The 25,192-nt window shown below is 40.2% G+C and carries 20 protein-coding genes, 8 tRNA genes and 3 rRNA genes; 25 read left to right on the forward strand and 6 right to left on the reverse strand.

Features of this window, described 5'->3' with window-relative positions:
• Window positions 1–386: 386 nt before the first annotated feature.
• From proC to MKY26_RS18375, 4 genes are all read left to right on the forward strand, one after another.
• The gene (gene proC, locus MKY26_RS18360; RefSeq protein ID WP_328200068.1) at window positions 387–1,223 is read left to right on the forward strand and encodes a pyrroline-5-carboxylate reductase; all 837 of its coding nucleotides are present in this window, start codon (window positions 387–389) and stop codon (window positions 1,221–1,223) included.
• Between the two features lie 90 nt (window positions 1,224–1,313).
• Entirely contained in the window at window positions 1,314–1,757 is a 444-nt protein-coding gene (locus tag MKY26_RS18365; protein ID WP_322910585.1) for a DUF2521 family protein, read from the forward strand.
• 64 nt (window positions 1,758–1,821) lie between these two features.
• Window positions 1,822–2,541 carry an N-acetylmuramoyl-L-alanine amidase CwlD gene (gene cwlD / locus MKY26_RS18370; protein WP_095371080.1) on the forward strand — a complete coding sequence of 240 codons (720 nt, stop codon included), beginning with the start codon at window positions 1,822–1,824 and terminating at the stop codon, window positions 2,539–2,541.
• 186 nt (window positions 2,542–2,727) lie between these two features.
• Window positions 2,728–3,777, forward strand: coding sequence for an Mrp/NBP35 family ATP-binding protein (locus tag MKY26_RS18375; protein WP_095371079.1), 1,050 nt, complete (start codon window positions 2,728–2,730; stop codon window positions 3,775–3,777).
• Window positions 3,778–3,821: 44 nt separating this feature from the next.
• On the opposite strand, the gene gerD is transcribed toward MKY26_RS18375, so the two are convergent.
• Window positions 3,822–4,484, reverse strand: coding sequence for a spore germination lipoprotein GerD (gene gerD / locus MKY26_RS18380; RefSeq protein ID WP_095371078.1), 663 nt, complete (start codon window positions 4,482–4,484; stop codon window positions 3,822–3,824).
• 148 nt (window positions 4,485–4,632) lie between these two features.
• Here gerD and MKY26_RS18385 point away from each other — a divergent pair, with 148 nt between their 5' ends.
• On the forward strand, window positions 4,633–5,274 hold the full coding sequence (locus MKY26_RS18385; RefSeq protein ID WP_095371077.1) for a KinB-signaling pathway activation protein: 642 nt from the start codon (window positions 4,633–4,635) through the stop codon (window positions 5,272–5,274).
• Window positions 5,275–5,293: 19 nt separating this feature from the next.
• On the opposite strand, the gene pdaB is transcribed toward MKY26_RS18385, so the two are convergent.
• A complete protein-coding gene (gene pdaB, locus MKY26_RS18390; RefSeq protein ID WP_322910584.1) occupies window positions 5,294–6,046 on the reverse strand; it encodes a polysaccharide deacetylase family sporulation protein PdaB in 753 nt (250 codons plus the stop codon).
• A 138-nt stretch (window positions 6,047–6,184) separates the two neighbouring features.
• Here pdaB and MKY26_RS18395 point away from each other — a divergent pair, with 138 nt between their 5' ends.
• From MKY26_RS18395 to rocF, 13 genes are all read left to right on the forward strand, one after another.
• On the forward strand, window positions 6,185–6,424 hold the full coding sequence (locus tag MKY26_RS18395; protein ID WP_095371075.1) for a hypothetical protein: 240 nt from the start codon (window positions 6,185–6,187) through the stop codon (window positions 6,422–6,424).
• 252 nt (window positions 6,425–6,676) lie between these two features.
• A 16S ribosomal RNA gene (locus MKY26_RS18400) occupies window positions 6,677–8,225 on the forward strand.
• Window positions 8,226–8,551: 326 nt separating this feature from the next.
• Window positions 8,552–11,485: ribosomal RNA gene (locus MKY26_RS18405) — 23S ribosomal RNA — on the forward strand.
• A gap of 189 nt (window positions 11,486–11,674) precedes the next feature.
• Window positions 11,675–11,791, forward strand: a 5S ribosomal RNA gene (rrf, locus tag MKY26_RS18410).
• Together the 16S, 23S and 5S rRNA genes with 8 tRNA genes alongside form the textbook arrangement of a ribosomal RNA operon.
• A 19-nt stretch (window positions 11,792–11,810) precedes the next feature.
• Window positions 11,811–11,885, forward strand: a tRNA-Asn gene (locus MKY26_RS18415).
• 31 nt (window positions 11,886–11,916) lie between these two features.
• A tRNA-Thr gene (locus MKY26_RS18420) sits at window positions 11,917–11,989 on the forward strand.
• Between the two features lie 24 nt (window positions 11,990–12,013).
• A tRNA-Glu gene (locus MKY26_RS18425) sits at window positions 12,014–12,088 on the forward strand.
• A 4-nt stretch (window positions 12,089–12,092) separates the two neighbouring features.
• A tRNA-Val gene (locus tag MKY26_RS18430) sits at window positions 12,093–12,168 on the forward strand.
• A 20-nt stretch (window positions 12,169–12,188) separates the two neighbouring features.
• Window positions 12,189–12,264, forward strand: a tRNA-Thr gene (locus MKY26_RS18435).
• Window positions 12,265–12,282: 18 nt separating this feature from the next.
• A tRNA-Tyr gene (locus MKY26_RS18440) sits at window positions 12,283–12,366 on the forward strand.
• Window positions 12,367–12,445: 79 nt separating this feature from the next.
• Window positions 12,446–12,520 (forward strand) — tRNA-Gln (locus MKY26_RS18445).
• A 5-nt stretch (window positions 12,521–12,525) separates the two neighbouring features.
• A tRNA-Lys gene (locus MKY26_RS18450) sits at window positions 12,526–12,598 on the forward strand.
• A gap of 379 nt (window positions 12,599–12,977) precedes the next feature.
• Complete coding sequence (rocF, locus tag MKY26_RS18455; protein WP_095371074.1) at window positions 12,978–13,874, forward strand: arginase; 897 nt, start codon at window positions 12,978–12,980, stop codon at window positions 13,872–13,874.
• 24 nt (window positions 13,875–13,898) lie between these two features.
• On the opposite strand, the gene MKY26_RS18460 is transcribed toward rocF, so the two are convergent.
• Window positions 13,899–14,063: an aspartyl-phosphate phosphatase Spo0E family protein gene (locus MKY26_RS18460; RefSeq protein ID WP_095371073.1), complete on the reverse strand. Its 165-nt coding sequence runs from the start codon at window positions 14,061–14,063 to the stop codon at window positions 13,899–13,901.
• Window positions 14,064–14,384: 321 nt separating this feature from the next.
• Here MKY26_RS18460 and sigW point away from each other — a divergent pair, with 321 nt between their 5' ends.
• The 7 genes from sigW (at window position 14,385) to MKY26_RS18495 (ending at window position 23,201) form a co-directional block, all read left to right on the forward strand.
• Window positions 14,385–14,948: an RNA polymerase sigma factor SigW gene (sigW, locus tag MKY26_RS18465; RefSeq protein ID WP_095371072.1), complete on the forward strand. Its 564-nt coding sequence runs from the start codon at window positions 14,385–14,387 to the stop codon at window positions 14,946–14,948.
• Between the two features lie 13 nt (window positions 14,949–14,961).
• Window positions 14,962–15,591 carry an anti-sigma factor family protein gene (locus MKY26_RS18470; protein WP_095371071.1) on the forward strand — a complete coding sequence of 210 codons (630 nt, stop codon included), beginning with the start codon at window positions 14,962–14,964 and terminating at the stop codon, window positions 15,589–15,591.
• Between the two features lie 244 nt (window positions 15,592–15,835).
• The gene (cdaA, locus tag MKY26_RS18475) at window positions 15,836–16,678 is read left to right on the forward strand and encodes a diadenylate cyclase CdaA (protein ID WP_095371070.1); all 843 of its coding nucleotides are present in this window, start codon (window positions 15,836–15,838) and stop codon (window positions 16,676–16,678) included.
• The gene (locus tag MKY26_RS18480) at window positions 16,671–17,999 is read left to right on the forward strand and encodes a CdaR family protein (protein WP_341098287.1); all 1,329 of its coding nucleotides are present in this window, start codon (window positions 16,671–16,673) and stop codon (window positions 17,997–17,999) included. Before cdaA ends, MKY26_RS18480 begins: the two co-directional genes overlap by 8 nt.
• 36 nt (window positions 18,000–18,035) lie before the next feature.
• On the forward strand, window positions 18,036–19,382 hold the full coding sequence (gene glmM / locus MKY26_RS18485; protein WP_307315837.1) for a phosphoglucosamine mutase: 1,347 nt from the start codon (window positions 18,036–18,038) through the stop codon (window positions 19,380–19,382).
• A 487-nt stretch (window positions 19,383–19,869) separates the two neighbouring features.
• Window positions 19,870–21,669: a glutamine--fructose-6-phosphate transaminase (isomerizing) gene (gene glmS, locus MKY26_RS18490; RefSeq protein ID WP_328199801.1), complete on the forward strand. Its 1,800-nt coding sequence runs from the start codon at window positions 19,870–19,872 to the stop codon at window positions 21,667–21,669.
• A 677-nt stretch (window positions 21,670–22,346) separates the two neighbouring features.
• Complete coding sequence (locus tag MKY26_RS18495) at window positions 22,347–23,201, forward strand: aldo/keto reductase (protein WP_341098288.1); 855 nt, start codon at window positions 22,347–22,349, stop codon at window positions 23,199–23,201.
• Window positions 23,202–23,395: 194 nt separating this feature from the next.
• Here MKY26_RS18495 and MKY26_RS18500 read toward each other — a convergent pair whose 3' ends face one another.
• The 3 genes from MKY26_RS18500 to MKY26_RS18510 all read right to left on the reverse strand — a co-directional run bounded on the left by MKY26_RS18500 (window position 23,396) and on the right by MKY26_RS18510 (window position 25,154).
• Window positions 23,396–23,773: a DUF2283 domain-containing protein gene (locus MKY26_RS18500; RefSeq protein WP_095371065.1), complete on the reverse strand. Its 378-nt coding sequence runs from the start codon at window positions 23,771–23,773 to the stop codon at window positions 23,396–23,398.
• 878 nt (window positions 23,774–24,651) lie between these two features.
• Complete coding sequence (locus tag MKY26_RS18505) at window positions 24,652–24,951, reverse strand: hypothetical protein (protein ID WP_095371064.1); 300 nt, start codon at window positions 24,949–24,951, stop codon at window positions 24,652–24,654.
• A complete protein-coding gene (locus tag MKY26_RS18510; RefSeq protein ID WP_095371063.1) occupies window positions 24,948–25,154 on the reverse strand; it encodes a helix-turn-helix transcriptional regulator in 207 nt (68 codons plus the stop codon). Before MKY26_RS18510 ends, MKY26_RS18505 begins: the two co-directional genes overlap by 4 nt.
• Window positions 25,155–25,192 lie beyond the last annotated feature (38 nt).

Here is a 25,192-nt window from a genome sequence, read left to right on the forward strand (position 1 = left end):
GATGATGTGGCTTATACCTATCATCGTCATAAAATCTGAATAGTTCTCCTCATCCGTTTTACTTCGTCTTTTCCATTATTTGTTGCTTTGTGTCCCAGAATAAAAGAATAATTTAACATGAAGCTACTATTGAAGTATGTGCAGATGGTTGTCCTTACTTTACAACAAAGATGAAAACACGATATTCAAGATTGAGCCTGCATACAGACCGTTGAGCGAGGTTAGAGGACATCAGGATTTGAATGGTAACGCTTTCTTTCACTATCTCGCTCATATGCTTATGACTTAATCGTTAACCCTTGATTCTAAATAGTGACATGTTAAGATAGATAACGTTGAAAAAAGTACGGAAACGAAGACACAACTTTTAAGGAGTGTTTGTGTAAATGTTAGAGAATAAGACAGTGGCTTTTTTTGGTGCAGGTTCAATGGCGGAATCAATGATTTCAGGAATGATTCATGCGGAGAAGGTACCAGCACAGCAAATTTATGTAACGAATAAATTCAATGGGGATCGGTTGACAGAAATAAAGGAAAGATACGGTGTTCATACGATGCTACAAAAGGATCTACCGTATGAAGAAGTTGATTATTTTATTATGGCAATGAAACCTTATGGCGCAGAAGAAGCCCTTGCCTTCTTAAAAGATAAAATCAGACCTGATCAAGTGGTTGTTTCTGTATTAGCAGGTATTTCTACTTCATATATGGAAGAGAAGCTAAATGATGAGCAGCAAGTTATTCGGGTGATGCCAAATACATCTAGCATGATTCAAGAATCGGCTACAGCGATGTCTCTCGGTTCTTATACACAGAAGCGACATGAGAGAGATGTGAAAGATTTACTTGCTTGTATGGGAGAAGTATTTATCATTGAAGAAGAGCAGATGGATGTTTTCACAGGTCTTGCAGGAAGTGGCCCTGCCTATTTCTACTATCTAATGGAAGAGATGGAGAAGGTGGGTGTAGAACAAGGATTAGAGGCCAAAAAAGCACGGAAAATTATTGCTCAAACGATATATGGAGCAGCAAAAATGGTTTTAGAAAAAGGCGAAGCACCGATTGTTTTACGTGAGAGAGTGACCTCACCTAATGGTACAACTCATTCGGGTGTCGAAGCACTAAAAGCTCATCACGGCGGAGAAGCTATTTCCGAAGCTGTTCAACAAGCTGCTGCACGTTCGAAGGAAATTAGAGAAGAGTTAGAAAAAGTAGCACATTAATATAGTGGAAAAATTGGCAGCGGAAATCACCGCTGCTTTTTGTATGCCTCTATACAGGAAGTTAAAGAATAGAGATAGAGGTGAAAACAAGTGACACTTATTACTACATTTGAAGATAAGCGGCGGGAGAAGCAGTTAAAATATGAAAAATCAGTGCTAAAGGAGATCTCAGTAAAGGATCTGAAAGAACAAGTCAAGCACTTATTCGGTTCATCTCGTTTATTAACAGGTTTAATGAACCATGCGGGAATAGAGGAAGCTTGCTATGATATGGCAATCGAAGCGTATCTTTTAGGCGCACATTATAGTCATTTTGGTACTAGCGGTGAGACGGCTACTACTGTTCAACATAGATGTAAAGGGGAACTTACGCATTTTACGAATACTCTGTATCATTTTTTCTTATATTGGGCGCAAAATGAAGAAGGGGTTTATAGTGAATCCCTATTCTACAGTTGTGAACAGTATATCTATAGTTGGTGGATGGAAGGGTTTGAAAATGGTCGAAAAAGGCATAAATTAAGACTGCATTAAATCGTTCTAATCATTCTCCTTGTCCCATATATATATTTTGAGGACGAGCGGGGAGTGGTAATCGGTGAAGAAGAAATTAAAAGTAATTGGTTTTATAACTGGACTGGCTATTTTATTCTTTATTTTGCAATATGACTTTTCTGAAGATGATTCCTGGAACGCTTGGAATCTTCCTTTATCCGGAAAGGTTATCCTTCTTGACCCTGGTCATGGCGGTCCGGATGGTGGAGCAGATAATGGAAATGTGTTAGAGAAAGATATTGCCCTAGAAGTTTCTTTGAAGCTGCGTGATTACCTTCAAGAACAAGGAGCCGTGGTGATGATGACACGCGAAGATGATAAGGACTTAGCTGCAGAAGATACTAAAGGCTATAGTAGGCGAAAAGTAGAGGATTTGAAAAAGCGCTTAAATATGATTAACCATAGTGATGCTGATTTTTACGTGAGTGTACATTTGAATTCAATCCCTTCTCCTAAATGGAGAGGAGCACAAACCTTTTTTGCTTCTCATATAGATGGAAATGCACGAGCGGCTAAATTTATCCAAGATGAACTCATCGCTAATTTAGAAAATACGACAAGACGGGCGAAGGAATTAGAAAATGTCTATATTCTTGATCATTCAAAAAAACCAGGTGTCCTTGTAGAAGTAGGCTTCCTATCTAATCAGAACGAGCGGACCTTACTACAAAGCGACGATTATCAAAATAAAATAGCAGCCTCCATTTACAATGGCATAATGCGCCATTACTCTAATGAGAAAGAGATTGTGATTGAAGATTAAACGCGGACAAAAGATTTGTTCGTGTTTTTATTTTCTAAAAATCCCTTCGTGGAAAATATAAACATTTATACAAATAGATCTTTAAGATATTTTAGGCATTGTATAAAGACTGATATTCTAATATGTGTTAGAATGACAATTAGAGTTATTCTAATGAAGAAACGATTTTAAAGGGGTGTAGGATAGATGATTAATGAACAAAAAGTAAGAGAAGCCATTGAGGGCTTACAAGAACCTTTTTTACATAAAACACTCGGGGAACTTCAAGCGATTGAAGAGATTAAAGTAAAAGAGGAGAAGGCTCATGTCAGTGTAAAAATATTGATCGCCAAGACTGCAACAGCTGAACAATTGCAATTGCAAACTGAGATTGTGAATCGAATTAAAGCAGCTGGTGCAGAATCCGTGGGTATCCGTTTTAATGAACTACCGGCTGAAACACTAGAAAAACATAGACAAGCAATGCCTGAAGAAGATAAGGGTCTACTATCACCGAATAGTAAAACGAAATTTATTGCTATTGCTAGTGGTAAAGGTGGCGTTGGGAAATCAACAGTATCTGTCAATATGGCTGTCGCTCTTGCTAGGCAAGGAAAGAAAGTCGGTCTAGTAGATGCAGATATTTATGGGTTCAGTGTCCCTGATATGATGGGTATTATGAAGCGTCCTGTAGTAAGAGGTGAGCGCATAATTCCTGTAGAACGTTTTGGTGTTAAGGTTATTTCTATGGGCTTCTTTGTAGAAGATAATGCACCAATTATTTGGAGAGGGCCAATGCTTGGTAAAATGCTCAATAGCTTCTTTAATGAAGTAGAGTGGGGAGATCTTGATTATCTTCTATTAGATTTACCACCAGGAACAGGTGATGTGGCGCTAGATGTTCATACAATGCTTCCATCATGTAAGGAAATCATCGTAACTACTCCTCACCCTACGGCAGCTTTTGTTGCTGCACGTGCTGGTGCGATGGCTATTCGTACTGAACATGAAATCTTAGGCGTAATTGAAAACATGGCTTTCTTTGAAAGTAAAGTTACAGGTGAAAAAGAGTATGTCTTCGGTCATGGTGGCGGAGAAAAACTTGCAGAAGAACTAAGAACAGAGGTAATTGGTCAATTACCACTACAGCAGCCTGATTGGAGCGAAGAAGATTTCGCACCATCTATTTACGACGCAGATCATCGTTTAGGAAAAATCTATACAGAAATTGCACAACAAGTAATTAAAAAAGCATAATAAGAAAGCATTTGGATGTTAAATCCAAATGCTTTTTTATATTTTTATTCTTCTCCAGAACCTTCTTGGCCGCTTTCTCCTTCACCGCCACCTTCACCACCTTGTTCACCGCCACCACCTTCGCTACTACTGCCGCCACCTTCTTTACCTTCTTTACCTTCTTTACCTGATTGTGATTCTTCGGCTGCCTTCATAAGAACGTCCTGTAATTTTGCCTTAAAGAGCGGGCTTTCAAAGGTTTCAGTAATGACTGTTTGCAAATGCGCCCTAAATTCTTGACTTTTCATCACTTCTGTTAATTTTTTCTCCATTTCAGGATCCTTTAGAATGTCCATCATCATTTTTTGATAATCTGGATCCTTCATTAAGTCCTTGAGTAACTCCTCATTCTCTGACTTCATGCTTTTAGCCATTGTTTCAGCAAACGCTGGGTCTTCAAATGACTTTTTCCAAAACTCTGTGCCTTTTTCAGATGTCAGTGTACTCTCGATTGTTTCTGTCACCATATTTTGGTCCATTACTAGTTGTTGTTTTATTTTTTCATCAGCCATTAAGTCTTGTAATGCTTGTTTTCCGTCATCCGTTTTTAGTATATCTACAATCATTTTCTTTGTTTGATCATAGTCCATGTGCTCACTACCTGATTGCGAACATGCTGTTAAGGTTAGAATGAGGAGCAATGGAATAATAAAAAGGCTTTTTTTCATGTTAAACTGCCTCCTAAAATAAATATCCCGTACTAATAGAATGAAGAAAATCTGTCAATATTATGCGTAAATTGCGGATTGCCTAGATTTTTCAAGTAAAGATTTGGTACAATCATTAAGTGATAATAACGTTATGGGGGAAAAGGAATTGACTAGCCGTGCTTGGATCAAATTTTTTATAACCACATTACTTGTCGGTGGCGTTGCAACAGGGGTTATTGGTTTTGTCGTGCGTTGGGATGAATTTTCTCATTTATTTACCAATTTTGATGCGTTGGAAATACTATCTGTTCTTTTTTGGTTATTCGGTGTCGGTTTAATTTTTAGTATTATTAGTCAAATGGGATTTTTCGCATATTTAACAGTGCATCGTTTTGGGTTGGGTATTTTTAAGTCTCATCAATTATGGAATGCTGTGCAAATTGTGTTGGTTTTATTTGTGCTATTTGATTTAGTGTACTTCCGTTATAAAGCTTTTGCGGATGCAGGAGATAGTATTCTTCCTTATTTAGGACTTGCAGGTTTTGTTTTAATAGCCGGTGTAGTAATTGCGGCCTTGAAAGTATCCACTACGAATAAACATGCTTTTGTACCAGCGTTGTTTTTTATGGTGGTCGTGACAACGATTGAATGGGTGCCGGTATTAAGAGTAAACGAAGAAAGTTGGTTATGGTTAATGGTTCTACCTTTAATCATTTGTAATGCTTATCAATTACTCGTGTTACCAAAATATAATGCAGAATCTGCCCGTCAAAGAGAAAGATTGGAAGCAAAAAAGTCGTCTGTTTAACCAGGCGACTTTTTGTTGTTTAATTAATTTCTTCTGCCGTTGCATTGGCATTGGCCATCATTTCTGAAATAGTAACTAACTCAATCTGTTCCTTTTTGAACCCATTTATGATAGAAGGCAATGCTTTGGATGTTTGTTTCACTGAATCAGATGCATGCATCAATACGATTTCTCCATTTTCAGCTTCGAGTACTTTTTGAATAATTTTATCTGTACCTGGATTTGTCCAGTCTTTAGAATCTAAACTCCAATGCACAACTGTATAGCCTAATTGTTTTGCTGCTGCTAAGGTCTTTTTGTCAAAGTGACCAGTAGGTGGTCTAACATATTTAATATCCTTAATATTTAACTTAGCAAACGCGGTTTGTGCTCTAGCTAAATCTTGTCTGATTTTATCTTCTTCTAGCTCTGTATAGTCTTCGTAATTATAACCCAGTATACCGATTTCATATCCAGATTTAGCAATACGTTCGACAATATCAGGGTGGCTCTCAGCCCATGAGCCTGATAAGAAAAATGTAGCAGAAGTGACTTTTTCTTTCTTTAATAAATCTAAAATAGGCTCCGCCTTTTCATCTCCCCAACCAATATTAAAAGTGAGAGCTACTCCTTTCTCCCCTTTATATAATGCCTTCGGTGCGTCTTTTGTAGAAAAAACAGGTAAATGAATCGTTGTTTCCATAAACATAAACATTGCTGTAAAAAATGCAGCTACCAAAATTAAAGTCATTTGTTTTAATCTCTTTGCATGAAATACATAAAAGAACTTCATTCTTATTCACCTCGTCCCAAATACATCCTTGTCCTATATCTATGCAAAAAAATTAAAAACATGATGAATTTATCATTATAAAATGAGTGGGGATGGGTAATATAGTGATAGCTTGTCAAAGAGAGGGTGGAACAATCGTTGATCGGGTTATTACTAAATGGAAAAGAGCAACAAGAAATTGAATACTTATTAAAGAGAGAGATGGATGAAATATTGTTCGATTTAGAAGATGAGCGAATTGCAGATGTTGTTAAAGTTGCAATGAAAGAGAAGTATGAGATACTTTTAAGCTTATTCAAAAGGGTTGTTCCAGCAGATGAATATGCTCATTATAAATTAAATGAAAAAAAGAATAAAAAAATAAAAAAAAGTCATTGACGTTTTGAAAGATATGGTGTTATTATATTAAAGCAGTCGTTAGTGACATCAACTATTAAAAAAGTTTTTAATAAAAAAACAAAAAAGTTGTTGACAAAAACGAGCTTAAATGTTAAATTAATAAAGTCGCTTCTGAAGCGAACGAGATTGTTCTTTGAAAACTGAACGAACATAAAACGTCAAGCGTAATTCTAAAAAAGCTGATTTATCAGCAACAAAGCACCATAGGTGCAAATGAGCTAATCAAACACTTTATTGGAGAGTTTGATCCTGGCTCAGGACGAACGCTGGCGGCGTGCCTAATACATGCAAGTCGAGCGAATCTGAGGGAGCTTGCTCCCAAAGATTAGCGGCGGACGGGTGAGTAACACGTGGGCAACCTGCCTGTAAGACTGGGATAACTCCGGGAAACCGGGGCTAATACCGGATAATATCTATTTATACATATAATTAGATTGAAAGATGGTTCTGCTATCACTTACAGATGGGCCCGCGGCGCATTAGCTAGTTGGTGAGGTAACGGCTCACCAAGGCGACGATGCGTAGCCGACCTGAGAGGGTGATCGGCCACACTGGGACTGAGACACGGCCCAGACTCCTACGGGAGGCAGCAGTAGGGAATCTTCCGCAATGGACGAAAGTCTGACGGAGCAACGCCGCGTGAGTGATGAAGGTTTTCGGATCGTAAAACTCTGTTGTTAGGGAAGAACAAGTATCGGAGTAACTGCCGGTACCTTGACGGTACCTAACCAGAAAGCCACGGCTAACTACGTGCCAGCAGCCGCGGTAATACGTAGGTGGCAAGCGTTGTCCGGAATTATTGGGCGTAAAGCGCGCGCAGGCGGTTCCTTAAGTCTGATGTGAAAGCCCACGGCTCAACCGTGGAGGGTCATTGGAAACTGGGGAACTTGAGTGCAGAAGAGGAAAGTGGAATTCCAAGTGTAGCGGTGAAATGCGTAGAGATTTGGAGGAACACCAGTGGCGAAGGCGACTTTCTGGTCTGTAACTGACGCTGAGGCGCGAAAGCGTGGGGAGCAAACAGGATTAGATACCCTGGTAGTCCACGCCGTAAACGATGAGTGCTAAGTGTTAGAGGGTTTCCGCCCTTTAGTGCTGCAGCAAACGCATTAAGCACTCCGCCTGGGGAGTACGACCGCAAGGTTGAAACTCAAAGGAATTGACGGGGGCCCGCACAAGCGGTGGAGCATGTGGTTTAATTCGAAGCAACGCGAAGAACCTTACCAGGTCTTGACATCCTCTGACAATCCTAGAGATAGGACTTTCCCCTTCGGGGGACAGAGTGACAGGTGGTGCATGGTTGTCGTCAGCTCGTGTCGTGAGATGTTGGGTTAAGTCCCGCAACGAGCGCAACCCTTGATCTTAGTTGCCAGCATTTAGTTGGGCACTCTAAGGTGACTGCCGGTGACAAACCGGAGGAAGGTGGGGATGACGTCAAATCATCATGCCCCTTATGACCTGGGCTACACACGTGCTACAATGGATGGTACAAAGGGCTGCAAGACCGCGAGGTTTAGCCAATCCCATAAAACCATTCTCAGTTCGGATTGTAGGCTGCAACTCGCCTACATGAAGCCGGAATCGCTAGTAATCGCGGATCAGCATGCCGCGGTGAATACGTTCCCGGGCCTTGTACACACCGCCCGTCACACCACGAGAGTTTGTAACACCCGAAGTCGGTGGGGTAACCTTTTGGAGCCAGCCGCCTAAGGTGGGACAGATGATTGGGGTGAAGTCGTAACAAGGTAGCCGTATCGGAAGGTGCGGCTGGATCACCTCCTTTCTAAGGAATATACGGAATTAACTTGATGTTAGACTGTTCGTTCAGTTTTGAGAGTATAATCTCTCAATTCAATCGTTCTTTGAAAACTAGATAATGTAATGAAGAAGATTACCGAGTAATCGCCACCTTAGTTATTTTCTCTCTATATAATAGTAATAGAGTAGAGATACTAAACTTTTTTTAAAAACATACAACCGTGAGGGTTGTGAGAAGCAAGCAGTTCAAGGAAGCGAGCGAGGAAACACCGGAGTGTGCGTCTTGTGCACATGAGGATGTTGACGAGTGAGCTGACGCCGAAATGCGTAGCTTATCGCAAGCCGAACAATGGTTAAGTTAATAAGGGCGCACGGTGAATGCCTTGGCACTAGGAGCCGATGAAGGACGGGACTAACACCGATATGCTTCGGGGAGCTGTAAGTAAGCTTTGATCCGGAGATTTCCGAATGGGGAAACCCCCTATCCGTTATGGGATAGGATCCATACCTGAATACATAGGGTATGGAAGGCAGACCCGGGGAACTGAAACATCTAAGTACCCGGAGGAAGAGAAAGCAAACGCGATTCCCTGAGTAGCGGCGAGCGAAACGGGATTAGCCCAAACCAAGAGGCTTGCCTCTTGGGGTTGTAGGACATTCTATACGGAGTTACAAAGGAACGAGATAGACGAAGAGGTCTGGAAAGGCCCGCCATAGGAGGTAAAAGCCCTGTAGTTGAAACTTCGTTCCCTCCAGAGTGGATCCTGAGTACGGCGGGACACGAGAAATCCCGTCGGAAGCAGGGAGGACCATCTCCCAAGGCTAAATACTCCCTAGTGACCGATAGTGAACCAGTACCGTGAGGGAAAGGTGAAAAGCACCCCGGAAGGGGAGTGAAAGAGATCCTGAAACCGTGTGCCTACAAGTAGTTAGAGCCCGTTAATGGGTGATAGCGTGCCTTTTGTAGAATGAACCGGCGAGTTACGATTACATGCGAGGTTAAGTTGGACAGACGGAGCCGTAGCGAAAGCGAGTCTGAATAGGGCGAATTTAGTATGTGGTCGTAGACCCGAAACCAGGTGATCTACCCATGTCCAGGGTGAAGTCCAGGTAACACTGGATGGAGGCCCGAACCCACGTACGTTGAAAAGTGCGGGGATGAGGTGTGGGTAGCGGAGAAATTCCAATCGAACTTGGAGATAGCTGGTTCTCTCCGAAATAGCTTTAGGGCTAGCCTCATGCGTAAGAATCTTGGAGGTAGAGCACTGTTTGGACTAGGGGCCCTCATCGGGTTACCGAATTCAGACAAACTCCGAATGCCAAAGATTTATCCATGGGAGTCAGACTGCGAGTGATAAGATCCGTAGTCAAGAGGGAAACAGCCCAGACCACCAGCTAAGGTCCCAAAGTATACGTTAAGTGGAAAAGGATGTGGAGTTGCTTAGACAACCAGGATGTTGGCTTAGAAGCAGCCACCATTTAAAGAGTGCGTAATAGCTCACTGGTCGAGTGACTCCGCGCCGAAAATGTACCGGGGCTAAACGTATCACCGAAGCTGTGGATTGAACATCGTTGATGTTCAGTGGTAGGAGAGCGTTCTAAGGGCGTTGAAGCTAGACCGTAAGGACTGGTGGAGCGCTTAGAAGTGAGAATGCCGGTATGAGTAGCGAAAGATGGGTGAGAATCCCATCCACCGAATGCCTAAGGTTTCCTGAGGAAGGCTCGTCCGCTCAGGGTTAGTCGGGACCTAAGCCGAGGCTGAAAAGCGTAGGCGATGGACAACAGGTTGATATTCCTGTACCACCGTATTCTGTTTGAGTGATGGGGGGACGCAGGAGGATAGGGTAAGCGCACTATTGGATGTGCGTCTAAGCAGTTAGAGGGACCATGAGGCAAATCCCATGGTCACATACCTTGAGCTGTGATAGCGAGGGAAATTTAGTACCGAAGTTCTTGATTCCACACTGCCAAGAAAAGCCTCTAGCGAGGAATAAGGTGCCCGTACCGCAAACCGACACAGGTAGGCGAGGAGAGAATCCTAAGGTGAGCGAGAGAACTCTCGTTAAGGAACTCGGCAAAATGACCCCGTAACTTCGGGAGAAGGGGTGCTCATTAGGGTGTTAAAGCCTTGATGAGCCGCAGTGAATAGGCCCAGGCGACTGTTTAGCAAAAACACAGGTCTCTGCGAAGCCGCAAGGCGAAGTATAGGGGCTGACGCCTGCCCGGTGCTGGAAGGTTAAGAGGAGAGGTTAGCTCACGCGAAGCTTTGAATCGAAGCCCCAGTAAACGGCGGCCGTAACTATAACGGTCCTAAGGTAGCGAAATTCCTTGTCGGGTAAGTTCCGACCCGCACGAAAGGCGTAACGATCTGGGCACTGTCTCAACGAGAGACTCGGTGAAATTATAGTACCTGTGAAGATGCAGGTTACCCGCGACAGGACGGAAAGACCCCGTGGAGCTTTACTGTAGCCTGATATTGAATTTTGGTACAGCTTGTACAGGATAGGTAGGAGCCTTAGAAGCCGGAGCGCTAGCTTCGGTGGAGGCGTCGGTGGGATACTACCCTGGCTGTATTGAAATTCTAACCCACATCCCTTATCGGGATGGGAGACAGTGTCAGGTGGGCAGTTTGACTGGGGCGGTCGCCTCCTAAAGAGTAACGGAGGCGCCCAAAGGTTCCCTCAGAATGGTTGGAAATCATTCGTAGAGTGTAAAGGCACAAGGGAGCTTGACTGCGAGACCTACAAGTCGAGCAGGGACGAAAGTCGGGCTTAGTGATCCGGTGGTTCCGCATGGAAGGGCCATCGCTCAACGGATAAAAGCTACCCCGGGGATAACAGGCTTATCTCCCCCAAGAGTCCACATCGACGGGGAGGTTTGGCACCTCGATGTCGGCTCATCGCATCCTGGGGCTGTAGTCGGTCCCAAGGGTTGGGCTGTTCGCCCATTAAAGCGGTACGCGAGCTGGGTTCAGAACGTCGTGAGACAGTTCGGTCCCTATCCGTCGTGGGCGCAGGAAATTTGAGAGGAGCTGTCCTTAGTACGAGAGGACCGGGATGGACGCACCGCTGGTGTACCAGTTGTCTTGCCAAAGGCATCGCTGGGTAGCTATGTGCGGAAGGGATAAGTGCTGAAAGCATCTAAGCATGAAGCCCCCCTCGAGATGAGATTTCCCATAGCGCAAGCTAGTAAGATCCCTGAAAGATGATCAGGTTGATAGGTTAGAGGTGGAAGTGTGGCGACACATGTAGCTGACTAATACTAATCGATCGAGGACTTAACCAAAAACGAAAAGCGAAAGCGCCTTGTTCAGGCGCCGCAGCTAGACAGCACTACGTAAGTAGTCGCGTCAGCAACGCATAGGCGATTACTCAAAACAATCTTCTTCAACATTACCTAGTTTTCAGAGAATGATTTAAAATTTCTCTTGAAATTTTCATAAAAGACGTTATAATAATAAATGTCTTTAAAAAGTCCGGTGGCGATAGCGAGAAGGTCACACCCGTTCCCATACCGAACACGGAAGTTAAGCTTCTCAGCGCCGATGGTAGTTAGGGGCTGTCCCCTTGTGAGAGTAGGACGTTGCCGGGCATACATATTAACATATTATTCCGCAGTAGCTCAGTGGTAGAGCATTCGGCTGTTAACCGAACGGTCGTAGGTTCGAATCCTACCTGCGGAGCCATTTTAAACAAAATCAAAGATATTTAGCTGATGCTTCCATAGCTCAGCAGGTAGAGCACTTCCATGGTAAGGAAGAGGTCACCGGTTCGAGCCCGGTTGGAAGCTCTGGTAAGAACTTTAAATATTTTTGGCCCCTTGGTCAAGCGGTTAAGACACCGCCCTTTCACGGCGGTAACACGGGTTCGAATCCCGTAGGGGTCACCATTTTGGAGGATTAGCTCAGCTGGGAGAGCATCTGCCTTACAAGCAGAGGGTCGGCGGTTCGATCCCGTCATCCTCCACCATTTCAATTTACTATAGATGGGCCGGCCTAGCTCAATTGGTAGAGCAACTGACTTGTAATCAGTAGGTTGGGGGTTCAAGTCCTCTGGCCGGCACCATTTTAATATATTTATGTCGGAGGGGTAGCGAAGTGGCTAAACGCGGCGGACTGTAAATCCGCTCCTTCGGGTTCGGCAGTTCGAATCTGCCCCCCTCCACCATTTCAATTTTATTTGAATGAAAATCCAAAAAGCGGACATAATATAATTAGTCCTTTTTATTTTGTTTTTTTACATACGATGGGCTATAGCCAAGCGGTAAGGCAACGGATTTTGATTCCGTCATTCGCAGGTTCGATCCCTGCTAGCCCAGCCATTTTCGAGCCATTAGCTCAGTTGGTAGAGCATCTGACTTTTAATCAGAGGGTCGAAGGTTCGAGTCCTTCATGGCTCACTTAATCCTTAAACATTTTATGTTTAAGGATTTTTATTTGTTATCTTGTATTTTTCCCATGAGATTAAACATAAGGAAATTACCCACATACTTCTTGTATGAGATATCACAGGGCCTTTCTTTGTACAATCCTTTAAGCTGACTTAACTAAGTAAGCAGAGGAAGCGCATCTATTTTTGGTGATTTGTAATTCAATCTGTGTTTAGAAATATATCATTTTCCGTTTGTGTTCTGCTATCCTGCCCACAGTAATTGACCCAGAGCAATAATAAATGCCCTTTTTTTGTATAGATATACAAAATTTTGCACAGTTGAACCATTAGAATGTAACCGTTTACAATAGAGAGAGAATTCATTCTTTAGTAGGGGGAGCAACTAAATGAAAAACATTTCAATTATTGGTATGCCGATGGACTTGGGACAATTACGAAGAGGGGTAGACATGGGGCCAAGTGCCATCCGATATGCGGGCATTGAAAATAGATTACAAGAACTTAATCACCAAGTTGATGATTTAGGTGATATTGAAATAGGTAGGTCGACTGAACAAATAGATAAGGAAACAGGTTTAAGAAACTTGGACTTAATTGCAGAAAAGACTAAAATCTTAGCAGATCAAGTTAATGGGGTAGTAAAAAAAGGAGCATTTCCTCTTGTTTTAGGAGGGGATCATAGTATCGCTATTGGTACGTTAGCTGGTTTATTACAGCATTATCATAACTTAGGTGTGATTTGGTACGATGCACACGGGGACTTAAATACAGCAGAAACTTCGCCATCCGGTAATATTCATGGGATGTCCTTAGCAGTCGCTCTAGGATATGGGCATCCATTGTTATTAGAGGTAGGAGGAGTCCATAAGAAGTTGAAGCCTGAAAATGTTGTGATTATAGGAGCAAGGTCTTTAGACCAAGGCGAAAGGGATTTGATTAAAGCCAAGGGAATAAAAGTCTTTACGATGCATGAAATTGATCGCTTAGGGATGCCGAGGGTAATGGAAGAGACGATTAGTTATTTACAAGACCGAACAGATGGTGTTCACCTTTCGTTAGATTTAGATGGTCTTGATCCATCTGATGCACCTGGTGTGGGTACACCAGTTATGGGGGGGATAAGTTATCGAGAGAGCCACCTTGCTATGGAAATACTGGCAGAATCCCAAATGATTACTTCGGCCGAATTTGTTGAGGTTAATCCAATATTAGATGAAAGAAATAAAACAGCTGATGCAGCGGTGGCCTTAATGGGCTCGCTATTCGGTGAAAAATTACTATAAAGTGAAAGAAGCTTGAGTCGATGCTCAAGCTTCTTTTTTTAATGTTAATGTATAGTATCTATTAATTAGGTTGTCCAATTCAATGCTCGCTTTAAGAACTTGGTGGTTTGAAAATGAAGAAATAGAAGCAAGTTCAACCATTTTAGCTCTGTGTATTTCAATATCTTTTAATAGTTCCTCCGTATACATGAGATCATTGTCCTTTCCATTTGAAAATTTTATTCCAGCACGTAGACAATTTTTAAATGTATGGTCTCTTGTTCGTTGGAGCAAAAATATTGAAGGGAAGGTCTTTTTTCCTTCGTCAACACACTGGTTTTAAATCCTTTATACCCAGTATGAAAATTAATTAAACTACTTTAGTTAAAATTTGTTAAAATATTATGTGATAACTCTTATATAACCAAAGTACTTATGGAGGAAAAGGAACCTAATAAAAAATATGTGAAACCTTTTTGCTATCGATTCGTAAATGATTATCGATAAGCCGCATAGAGCGGGGGTAAATAGATGGAATTGTTGGTGAAGAAAAGAATTAAACAAGTATTAAAAGGAGATCAAGATGCTTACGCTGAAATAGTAGAAATATACAAAGACAGAGTATATCATATCTGTTATCGAATGTTGGGTAATCAACATGAGTCTGAAGATATTGCACAAGAAGCTTTCTTACGAGCATATGTAAATATACAAAGCTTCAATACGAACTTAAAGTTCTCAACATGGTTATATCGCATTGCAACAAACCTATGTATTGACCGGATCAGGAAGAAAAAGCCTGACTATTATTTGGACGCGGAAGTAGCAGGAACAGACGGTTTAAATATGTACTCACAAATTCCCGCGAGTACGAAACTACCTGAAGAAGATGTAGAAAAAATGGAGTTGCAGGAAACCATACAAATGGAAATTTCGAAGCTACCGGAAAAATATCGATCGGTCATCGTGCTTAAGTACATTGAAGAACTATCCTTGAATGAAATCAGTGAGACCTTAGATCTACCATTAGGCACTGTGAAAACGAGGATTCATAGGGGAAGAGAAGCTTTAAGAAAGCAATTACGCTACGTATAAGAAGGTGATTTCAGTGAAATGTAATGAAGAAATTATTGAATATATGCATGAATATTTAGATGAAGAAATAACAGATGAGCATAAACAATTACTCAAAACACATATAGAGCAATGTGAAGAATGCCGCATGCATTTTCATGAACTAAAGCGAGCGATTGCCTTTGTCCAGAGTACGTCACATTTCCAAGCGCCTGCAGGTTTTACTGAGAATGTGATGGCGAGACTGCCTAAAGAAAAGAAAAAAGTAGGTGCACAAAGGTGGCTCAGGAAGCACCCAATGCTTGCTGCAGCATCACTCTTTCTTATCTTAATGTCTGGAAGTGTTCTATCTGCCTGGAATCAAGAAAGTGCATTGTCTGTTTCCAAGCAATCTAATCTAGTGATTGAGAACGATACGGTCATTGTCCCAGAAGGAGAAGTGGTCAAGGGAGATGTTGTTGTTAAGAATGGAAACTTGCAAATAAATGGTGAAGTCGAAGGGGATGCAACGGTCATTAATGGTGAGCAATATTTAGCCTCGGCTGGTAACGTCACAGGAGAAATAAAAGAAGTAGACCAGCTTTTTGAATGGTTATGGTATCACATTAAAAATACAAGTAAAAGTTTAATCTCGACTGTTACACAAGAGGATGAAAAAGAGTAAGGGAAAATAGGTCACTGCTATAATGCGGTGGCTTTTTCCTTTGTTCAAAGAAGTGTAAATATGTAATTATTTGTTAATAAATCGCTTAATCTTTGCATATGTAGTAATAAAAATGTAGGATATATTTTAATAACGTTCACGATTGTATACATAACTAGAAAATTGGATTTCATTAGAAATATGGTATAATAAGTAGGTTAAACGACTATTTTAATGGTGGAAATAAATACTTGGAGGAAGGAAAATGTCGCTTTTAGATTTATCTTTCACAGATTTACCTTTATTAAGGCTTTTAGCGAATACAGTAGACATTCTCCTTGTCTGGTTCGTTATATATAAATTAATTATGATTGTTAAAGGGACGAAAGCCGTCCAATTAGTCAAAGGGATATTTATTATTCTGATTGTAAAGGTTTTAAGTGATATCCTTCATTTGCAAACTTTAGGATGGATGATGGAACAAGTTCTCTTATGGGGGGTACTAGCCATTATTATTATCTTCCAACCAGAGTTGCGTCGTGCACTAGAGCAGCTTGGTAGGGGTAAATTCTTCGTTAGAAGTGGTAACCAAGAAGAGATGGATCAAGATCAATTAGTTACTGCAATTGTAAAGTCTGTTGATTACATGGCTAAGCGGAGAATTGGTGCGCTAATTTCGATTGAACGTGAAACTGGTATGGGTGACTATATTGAAACTGGTATTCCATTGCATTCCAAAATATCATCAGAATTACTTATTAATATCTTTATTCCCAATACACCATTACATGATGGCGCCGTTATTATACAGAAAAGTCAAATTGCAGCTGCTGCATGTTACTTGCCTTTATCAGAAAGTCCTTTTATCTCTAAAGAGTTAGGTACTAGACATAGAGCAGCGATGGGAATTAGTGAAGTAACAGATAGTATCACCATTATTGTGTCTGAAGAGACAGGTGGAATATCTGTAGCGAAAAATGGTGAACTTACACGCGATTTGAAACTCGATCAGCTCAAAGAACTTTTAAATGAGAAGCTTATTCACTCAGCTAAATCAAAACAATCTTCTTCCACTCTTTGGAACTGGAGGGGAAAGAAAAATGGATAAATATATTGATAAGCTCATTGATACCAGATGGTTTATGAAGGTAGTGGCTTTATTAATTGCTCTGCTCCTGTTTGATTCGGTTTATGATACGAATAACGATAATAGAAGTATCAATGTACCTGGAGATGATGGCTCAGCTGTCATTGAAAATGTTCCGCTCACAGCTTACTATGATACAGATAATCTTGTCGTTTCCGGACTTCCAGAAACAGTGGCTGTTACTTTAGATGGCCCAAGGAGCCATTTGGAAAATGCGAAGGCACAGCGGAACTTTGAAGTGTTTGTGGACTTATCAGATGCAGAAATTGGTCGACAAGAAGTAGAGGTAGGGATTAAAGATCTATCCGATAAGCTTGAATATATAATTGACCCTTCTACTGTAGATGTAACAATTGATGAAAAAGTAACTGAAGAGTTCAATGTGGAAGCAGAATTTAACAATAGTTTACTTGAAGAAGGTTACAAGGCCGAAGCAGCACTTGCTGAACCTAGTACAGTCAAAATAACAGGTGCCAAAAATGTGATTGAATCGATTGCTTATGTCAAAGCAACTGTTAATACAAAAGGTTCTATAACGGAATCATTTACAGAAACAGCCGCGATTAATGTGCTCGATCGTAATATGAATAAATTAGATGTAGATGTAAATCCAGGTGAGGTGGAGGTTTCGGTCGATGTGAAGCGTTTAAGTAAGACGGTGCCCATCGATATTGTTGAAACCGGGAGCCTTCCTTCGGGAGTTGAGTTAGACTCTCTTAAACTCAGCCAAACAGAAGCAACCATTTTTGCTCCAGAAAATGTTCTAAATGATGTAAAAACGGTTAGGGTAGAGGTCGATTTAAGCAAACTCGATAAAGATCAGGAAATAAAATTACCTGTGATCATCTCTGACGGAATTACTAGTGTTGATCCTAAAGAAGTGACGGTTAATGCCAATGTGACTGTTAAGGAACAAGAAGCACCAGAAGATAGCAGCAGTGAGGAAGAAGAATCACAAGTACAAGAACAAGAGCAGGAACAAGCCGCAAATGAACAAACAGTGAATCGAACCTATTCAGGCATGCCGATAACAATCACAGGATTAGACGACCAATATGATGTGACATTTCAAAGCCCTGATGAAGGTGAGACAAGCTTGAAGGTTTCTGGTAATGAAAAGGATATGAATAGTTTAAGTAAAGGTGATTTTACCCTATCTATAGATGTATCTGGCCTTGATCCTGGAGAACATGAGGTGAATATTCAATTAGACGCACCTCCTGGTGTTGAGTCCCAACTTGAGAGTGAGACGGCAATAATCAATATTACAGAAAAAGAATAGATGGAACAGCAGAGGAAAGTGAAGGAGCGATTAATAATGGGAAAATATTTTGGTACGGATGGCGTTCGCGGAGTGGCAAATAGTGAGTTAACGCCAGAGTTAGCCTTTAAACTAGGTAGATTTGGTGGATATGTATTAACAAAAGATCAAGAACGCCCAAAAGTTTTAATTGGGAGAGATACAAGAATCTCAGGACATATGCTTGAGAATGCACTGGTAGCAGGCCTTCTTTCTATCGGCGCAGAAGTGATGCGACTCGGCGTTATTTCTACTCCAGGTGTTGCCTATTTAACGAAAGCATTAGATGCAGAGGCGGGCGTAATGATATCTGCTTCCCATAATCCTGTTGCGGATAATGGAATTAAGTTTTTTGGTCCAGATGGCTTCAAGCTTTCAGATGCACAGGAAAATGAAATCGAAGAACTAATGGACAAGGAGAATGATTCCCTACCACGACCAGTTGGTGGTGATCTTGGACAAGTGAATGATTACTTCGAAGGCGGACAGAAATATCTGCAATACTTAAAGCAATCTGTTGATGATGATTTTTCTGGCATTCATATCGCTTTAGATTGTGCACATGGAGCGACTTCATTCTTAGCAAATCATTTATTTGCTGACTTGGATGCCGATTTATCGATGATGGGTGCTTCACCCAATGGGTTAAATATTAATGAGGAAGTGGGCTCTACACATCCAGAAGCCTTAGCTGCTTTTGTGAAAGAAAGAGGAGCGGATGTAGGGCTTGCCTTTGATGGTGATGGCGATCGGTTGATAGCTATCGATGAAAAAGGGCAAGTGGTAGATGGTGACCAAATCATGTTCATTTGTGCGAAGTACTTGAAAGAACAAGGTAGACTTAAAGAGGATACCGTTGTTTCTACAGTAATGAGCAACCTTGGTTTCTATAAGGGATTAGAGGCAAATGAGATGAAAAGTGTGCAAACGGCAGTCGGTGACCGCTATGTTGTAGAGGAAATGAAGAAGAGTGGTTATAGTTTAGGTGGCGAACAATCTGGCCATATTATTTTCCTTGATCATATCACGACAGGTGACGGGCTCCTTTCTGGTTTACAACTAGTGAACATTATGAAGGTGACAAACAAATCACTTTCAGAGCTTGCGAAAGAAATGCAGAAGTTCCCACAAAAGCTCGTTAATATTAAAGTAACGGATAAACACCATGTAACAGATAATGAAAAGGTTAAAGCTGTTATTAGTGAAGTTGAAAAAGAAATGAATGGTGATGGACGTATTCTTGTCCGTCCTTCAGGAACTGAACCGCTTGTTCGCGTCATGGCAGAAGCAGCTACAGAAGAGGCTTGTGAAGCATATGTAAACCGTATTGCTGCTGTTGTAGAAGAAGAAATGGGTCTGAAATAAGCGTGTAATAATGATGCATAAGGGAACGCTTCTGTTTTCTTATGCATATTTTATTTATGTATGAAAAAAGCATGGAGAACTTCCACTTATAGTAAAAAATACCTATTAATTGATGGTTATTCGTTGACTTTCAACAGCGTATCGGTTATGCTTATCATGTTTTTGTATATAAAAAAAGAAAGGTGGTTTAGAAGCAAAATTTCATAATTAAAGCGCCCGGGCTAATCTTTGAACGGATATGGAAGGTTAGTTGACGAGGAGGAGGTTTATCGAAGCATCGGCGGGTACCTCCCGGTTGAAAAGCACAACCGTAATCATGTCTTTAAATCATTAGGGTAACCTAATGGACAAAGAGAGATGAATGCCATAAATATAGAACGTAAAGGCATCTATGTCATGCCTTGCTTTCACATTGAAATAATACGGAGATAAGGGGCAAGTACGCCCTTAAAGGCTTCTTGCCCCTTCTACATTAGGAGGAAGAAGTATGTGCGGTATTGTTGGATATATTGGTAACCAAGATTCAAAGGAAATTTTATTAAAAGGCTTAGAAAAGCTAGAATATAGAGGCTATGATTCTGCAGGTATTGCGGTAGTCAATGAAGCTGGCGTGCAAGTTTTTAAAGAAAAAGGCAGAATTGCTGACCTTCGTGCGATTGTAGACGAAAAGGTTTTAGCGTATACAGGAATCGGTCATACACGTTGGGCAACACATGGTGTACCAAGTCAAGAAAATGCACACCCTCATCAAAGTAATTCAGGTCGTTACACACTTGTTCATAACGGTGTGATTGAAAACTATGAACAGATGAAACGTGAATTCTTACAAGGTGTGGAGCTGAAAAGTGAAACAGACACCGAAGTTATCGTACAAATGATTGATCAATTTGCTAAAGAGCTTAGCACTGAAGAAGCTTTTCGCAAAACTTTGCAACAGCTTAAAGGCTCTTACGCTCTTGCGCTTGTAGATAATGAAGACAAGAGTACAATCTATGTCGCGAAGAACAAAAGTCCATTATTAGTTGGTTTAGGAGAAGCATTCAATGTCGTGGCTTCTGATGCGATGGCAATGATTCAAATCACAGATCAATATGTAGAACTCATGGATAAAGAAATGGTAATGGTGACAAAAGATGGTGTAACAATTAAAAACCTTAAAGGGGAAACAATTGAACGTTCACCTTATACAGCAGAACTTGATGCAAGCGATATTGAAAAAGGAACATACCCTCACTACATGCTAAAAGAAATCGATGAGCAACCACTTGTTCTTCGTAAGATCATTCAGAAATACCAGAATGACCAAGGAGAGCTAGCGATTGATGGAGAGATTCTGGATGCAATGAATAGTGCGGATCGTATCTACATTATCGCTGCCGGTACGTCTTACCATGCTGGATTAGTCGGTAAGCAATATATTGAAAAAGTAGCGAAAGTCCCTGTTGAAGTGCATATCTCAAGTGAATTTGTTTATAACACACCGTTGCTATCAGAAAAACCGTTATTCATCTTTATTTCACAAAGTGGTGAAACAGCTGATAGCCGTGCAGTATTAGTTAGTGTGAAAGAAATGGGACACCCAGCATTAACGATTACAAATGTCCCTGGCTCAACCTTATCCCGTGAAGCAGACTACACGCTCTTGTTACATGCTGGACCAGAAATTGCTGTCGCTTCTACAAAGGCATACACTGCCCAAGTAGCGGTATTAGCAATCTTAGCAGAGGTCACAGCGATTGCTAAAGGACGTGAATTAGAATTTAACCTTGTCCAAGAATTAGGTATTGTTGCAAATGCGATGGAAACACTATGTGACTCAAAAGAAACTTTCGAAGGCATCTCACGTAGCTTCCTATCAACAACAAGAAATGCCTTCTTCATCGGCCGAAGTATTGACTACTACGTAGGCCTTGAAGGCGCATTAAAACTAAAAGAAATCTCTTATATCCAAGCAGAAGGTTTTGCTGGAGGAGAACTCAAACATGGTACCATTGCTCTGATCGAAGACGGTACACCAATCATCGCCCTGGCAACACAAGAAGGCGTTAACCTAAGCATCCGCGGCAACGTCAAAGAAGTCGTCGCACGTGGAGCTAACCCATGCATCATCTCAATGAAAGGCCTAGACCAAGACGGTGACACATTCGTCCTACCAGAAGTACACGAAATGCTCTCACCACTTGTTTCGGTTATTCCATTGCAGTTGATTTCTTATTACGCTGCTCTGCACCGTGACTGTGATGTAGATAAACCAAGGAACTTGGCTAAGTCGGTTACTGTTGAATAAGGGGATTTTGTTGGATTTTAGAATTTGTCCGCCCTGTAACTCTCTTGGTTCTCACGTAACTTTGTTCTTCTCATGGAACTAAGGTGGTATCCTAACGGTAAAGGAGTCGGGGAAAGAGCGGGGAAAACACGAATAGGTAGACATTCATTTAAGGTTATTCAAAATTTCAATACAAATCCGGGCTGGATCCAATAGGGTTCAGTCCTTTTCTTTGACCAATATTCCCCCAAAAACCTTGTCTGATAAAAAAGTTATAGTGTGTTCGTTTGTCATATTGTTTCTATACACTTCGTAAGAAACGGGATAGAAGAATAAGAGTGTTGGGAAAGGTATTTTTTATTCTCATTGCTTATGTCTATTTCTGTCTCCATTCAGAGGGACATCTATTTTATATTGTCAAAATATTATATACAATACAGAACGTAAAAAGAGGTCGATAGTGGGCTTTTGGGGAATAGCTTAATAACATTGCCTTCAGGCGTAAATGAGCGGGTGGACCGTTGGGGGAGAAAGGATAGAGGGGATTTGATGAGAAACCAAGAAAGTCACAAAGGTATAGCAATCAATTCAGGTTGGTGTAGGATTTTTTTAAATCGGGTATTGTAATTATAGACATCATGGAAATAGTTATTTCCAATCTCAACTTACATTGCAAAATTTTAAAAGGAGATGAGGTTTTGACTTTAAATAATAATGGTTTTACTCTAAATGATGGTACAGAACTTCCTTTTGTGGGATTAGGCACGATCGGTATTAATGGGGATCAGGGTACGTTTGAAATTTTAAACGCCTTGAATATAGGATATCGCTTAATCGATACGTCAACAAACTACGACAATGAAGGGATTGTCGGTGAAGCTGTACGTCGGTCCGCACTGCCCAGAGAGGAAATTTTGATTAGTACGAAATTGCCCGGTGCTTACCATGAATATGACAAGGCATTTATCTTTATCCAAGAATCTCTACGCCGCACTGGATTAAAATATTTTGACAAGTATTTAATTCATTGGCCGAACCCTAAGGACGGCAAGTATGTAGAAGCTTGGAAGGCTTTAGTGGATGCTCAAAAACAAGGGTTAATCAGAACCATTGGCGTTTCAAACTTTGAACCAGAACATCTGGACGACATTATCGAAGCAACAGGTGTGACACCTGCTACAAACCAGGTGGAGCGTCATCCGTATTTTAATAATAACCGTATGGTAGAAGAAAATAAAAAACGGGGCATTCTTACTGAATCCTGGAGCCCTTTTGGTAGAGGTTATCTGAATGACGTGCTAAAAAATACCACAATTAAAGAAATTGCGAATAAGTACGATAAAAGCCCGGCGCAGATTATTTTAAATTGGAATTATCAAGCTGACGTATTTTCTATACCAAAATCAAGTAATCCCGTGCATCAAAAAGATAATCTCAATAGTACCAACTTTGAATTAGCACCTGAGGATATTGAAACAATTGATTCATTGGATAAAGGAGAAGCTGGCCGTGTAGAAGGGCAGGACCCAAATGAATATCACGAATATGTATAGGCAGGACAATATATAACATCGTATAGTATTCATTCATAAAATAAATATCGTTTTTGATACGATATTCGATTGGAAACTCTGAATTAGATATTTTTTGAACAATAGATAAAAGGATGGTCTGTTTTAAGCAGATCTTCCTTTTATTTTTTTACAATATATTCCCGAATTTTCTTTATGAAAATTAGTATAGTAAACTATAAAGTCTTTTCAGGATATTTTGATATATCTAGAATGTCGAAACCTATAAATCCTCTGTGATTTTCTTCTGAAAAACAGAATTCTAATCCTAAATAAGAATATCTCGAAGCTACTTCATTATCATTTAGTCGTAACGAATACATATTATCTCTTTTAAGGTAAAAGTTATCTTTAGAAGATGCATTTTTAAGGGCATTAGCTTCATCTCTAAATATCTCTAAGCCTATAATTCTATTATCCTTATCTAAGTCTAAATTTATATAAGGATTAACTTTTAATTCATCAGTTTCATGAACCATACCAGCTTTTATTTCTTTGATAACTTGAATATAACCTATTTTTACTTCTTTGTTAAACTCAATTCTCTTAATCATTTTAATACACTGCCTTTACTTTTTTTTCATCTCGATTTAGGTTTAGCTTGATTATAAACTGTTAATTAAAGTATTACCTTCTCTAGTACATCTGTACCCTTGTAGTGATATACCGTTGTATTTGGATCATCTGGATCACTATACTTCGTACCTTTTGTATATGCATCATAAATTTGTTTCGGTGAAATATTACGCTGAATCATTTATGTGGCTTTGTGAGGTACTTTTGATCAAACTTTACTCCAAGGCTACAAGTAATTGTATAGAATTTAAATAAAAGTGATACCGTTTTTAAAATTCTGATATGCACCCCATTTGTTAGACATGATCTAACAAATGAGGTGCAGTTTTTTATGGTTAAGTTCTCTAAAATTTAAAATAGAAAAAACTTATCATTGTTGGATTATACATTTACAATATCAAGGAGAAGAAGCATTCAAAAAATCTATAGATTTACTGAATTACATGAACAAATAAGGTATATCAATTCGAGTGTTTTGTATGAAATCGCGACGTCTTAAAAAGTCGCGAAGATTTTCCCTTTTGATGAGTATTATTGAGGTTGTCAAAAAAATTGAGTAATCCATAAGTTGATAAACTTAGCTTCAGGAATTTTAAATTTTAAAGGCGTCGGATCGATTAGATGCAACTTAAACCTAAAAGAATTCACAACACTGGTCATATCTCTTCATATCTTGCTGCCAATAACGACTTAGCATTTTCTTAATCCTCTAAGATAGGGGGTGGGGCAAAAAGTTTATGAATGGATTGCAAATAGACAAACTATGAGCGGGTCATGTACTGAAGAGGCATGTGATACTTAATTAAGAAGTTATATATGAGCATAGTTAATTTCTCAAAGTGTTGTAATGTATTATTTAAATACGTTTAACTACAGCTAAATATATTGAAGAAACAATGCTTTGAATAAAAAAAACAATCATAACGTAATAAATAAAATATTCTTTTTGGATTACATCTAAGATTGCTACTAATGCCACCCCAAGAAGTATCCCCCCAGATAATATTGAATAAGAGAGCGACTTAATCTTAAAAAGTAATAGCTCACCTCTTTCATCCATTGATTCTTTTTTACTTTCAAATTTTGCTTTATATACTTCTGAAACTATAACCAGTATTGCTAAACCTATAATCAATGATGTAGTTAACGTGATCATACAACTTCCTCCTTAAATTTAAATACTTCTGTAATTTCTTTCCCTAATGAATTAGAAATTTTAAATGCTAATATCAATGAAGGGTTATATTTGTTTTTTTCCAATGCTGCAATCGTTTGACGACTAACACCTACGTCATCGGCTAAGTGTTGTTGAGTCCATTTTTTCTCAGCCCTACCAACTGATATAAAGTTTTCCAGCATATGAAACCTCTTTTCTATATGATTTCTTATAAGTTAAA

It is taken from the genome of Cytobacillus sp. FSL R7-0680, from assembly GCF_038009245.1.
GTDB lineage: Bacteria > Bacillota > Bacilli > Bacillales > Cytobacillaceae > Cytobacillus > Cytobacillus kochii.

Coding starts and splice junctions, on each gene's coding strand:
- pdaB (WP_322910584.1), bottom strand. CDS start 6,046: ATGAAGTTCTTTTATGTATTTCATGCAAAGAGATTAAAACAAATGACT.
- glmS (WP_328199801.1), top strand. CDS start 19,870: ATGTGCGGTATTGTTGGATATATTGGTAACCAAGATTCAAAGGAAATT.
- rocF (WP_095371074.1), top strand. CDS start 12,978: ATGAAAAACATTTCAATTATTGGTATGCCGATGGACTTGGGACAATTA.
- MKY26_RS18375 (WP_095371079.1), top strand. CDS start 2,728: ATGATTAATGAACAAAAAGTAAGAGAAGCCATTGAGGGCTTACAAGAA.
- MKY26_RS18460 (WP_095371073.1), bottom strand. CDS start 14,063: ATGTATACGGAGGAACTATTAAAAGATATTGAAATACACAGAGCTAAA.
- glmM (WP_307315837.1), top strand. CDS start 18,036: ATGGGAAAATATTTTGGTACGGATGGCGTTCGCGGAGTGGCAAATAGT.
- MKY26_RS18505 (WP_095371064.1), bottom strand. CDS start 24,951: ATGATCACGTTAACTACATCATTGATTATAGGTTTAGCAATACTGGTT.
- gerD (WP_095371078.1), bottom strand. CDS start 4,484: ATGAAAAAAAGCCTTTTTATTATTCCATTGCTCCTCATTCTAACCTTA.
- sigW (WP_095371072.1), top strand. CDS start 14,385: ATGGAATTGTTGGTGAAGAAAAGAATTAAACAAGTATTAAAAGGAGAT.
- MKY26_RS18510 (WP_095371063.1), bottom strand. CDS start 25,154: ATGCTGGAAAACTTTATATCAGTTGGTAGGGCTGAGAAAAAATGGACT.
- cdaA (WP_095371070.1), top strand. CDS start 15,836: ATGTCGCTTTTAGATTTATCTTTCACAGATTTACCTTTATTAAGGCTT.
- proC (WP_328200068.1), top strand. CDS start 387: ATGTTAGAGAATAAGACAGTGGCTTTTTTTGGTGCAGGTTCAATGGCG.
- MKY26_RS18480 (WP_341098287.1), top strand. CDS start 16,671: ATGGATAAATATATTGATAAGCTCATTGATACCAGATGGTTTATGAAG.
- MKY26_RS18500 (WP_095371065.1), bottom strand. CDS start 23,773: ATGATTAAGAGAATTGAGTTTAACAAAGAAGTAAAAATAGGTTATATT.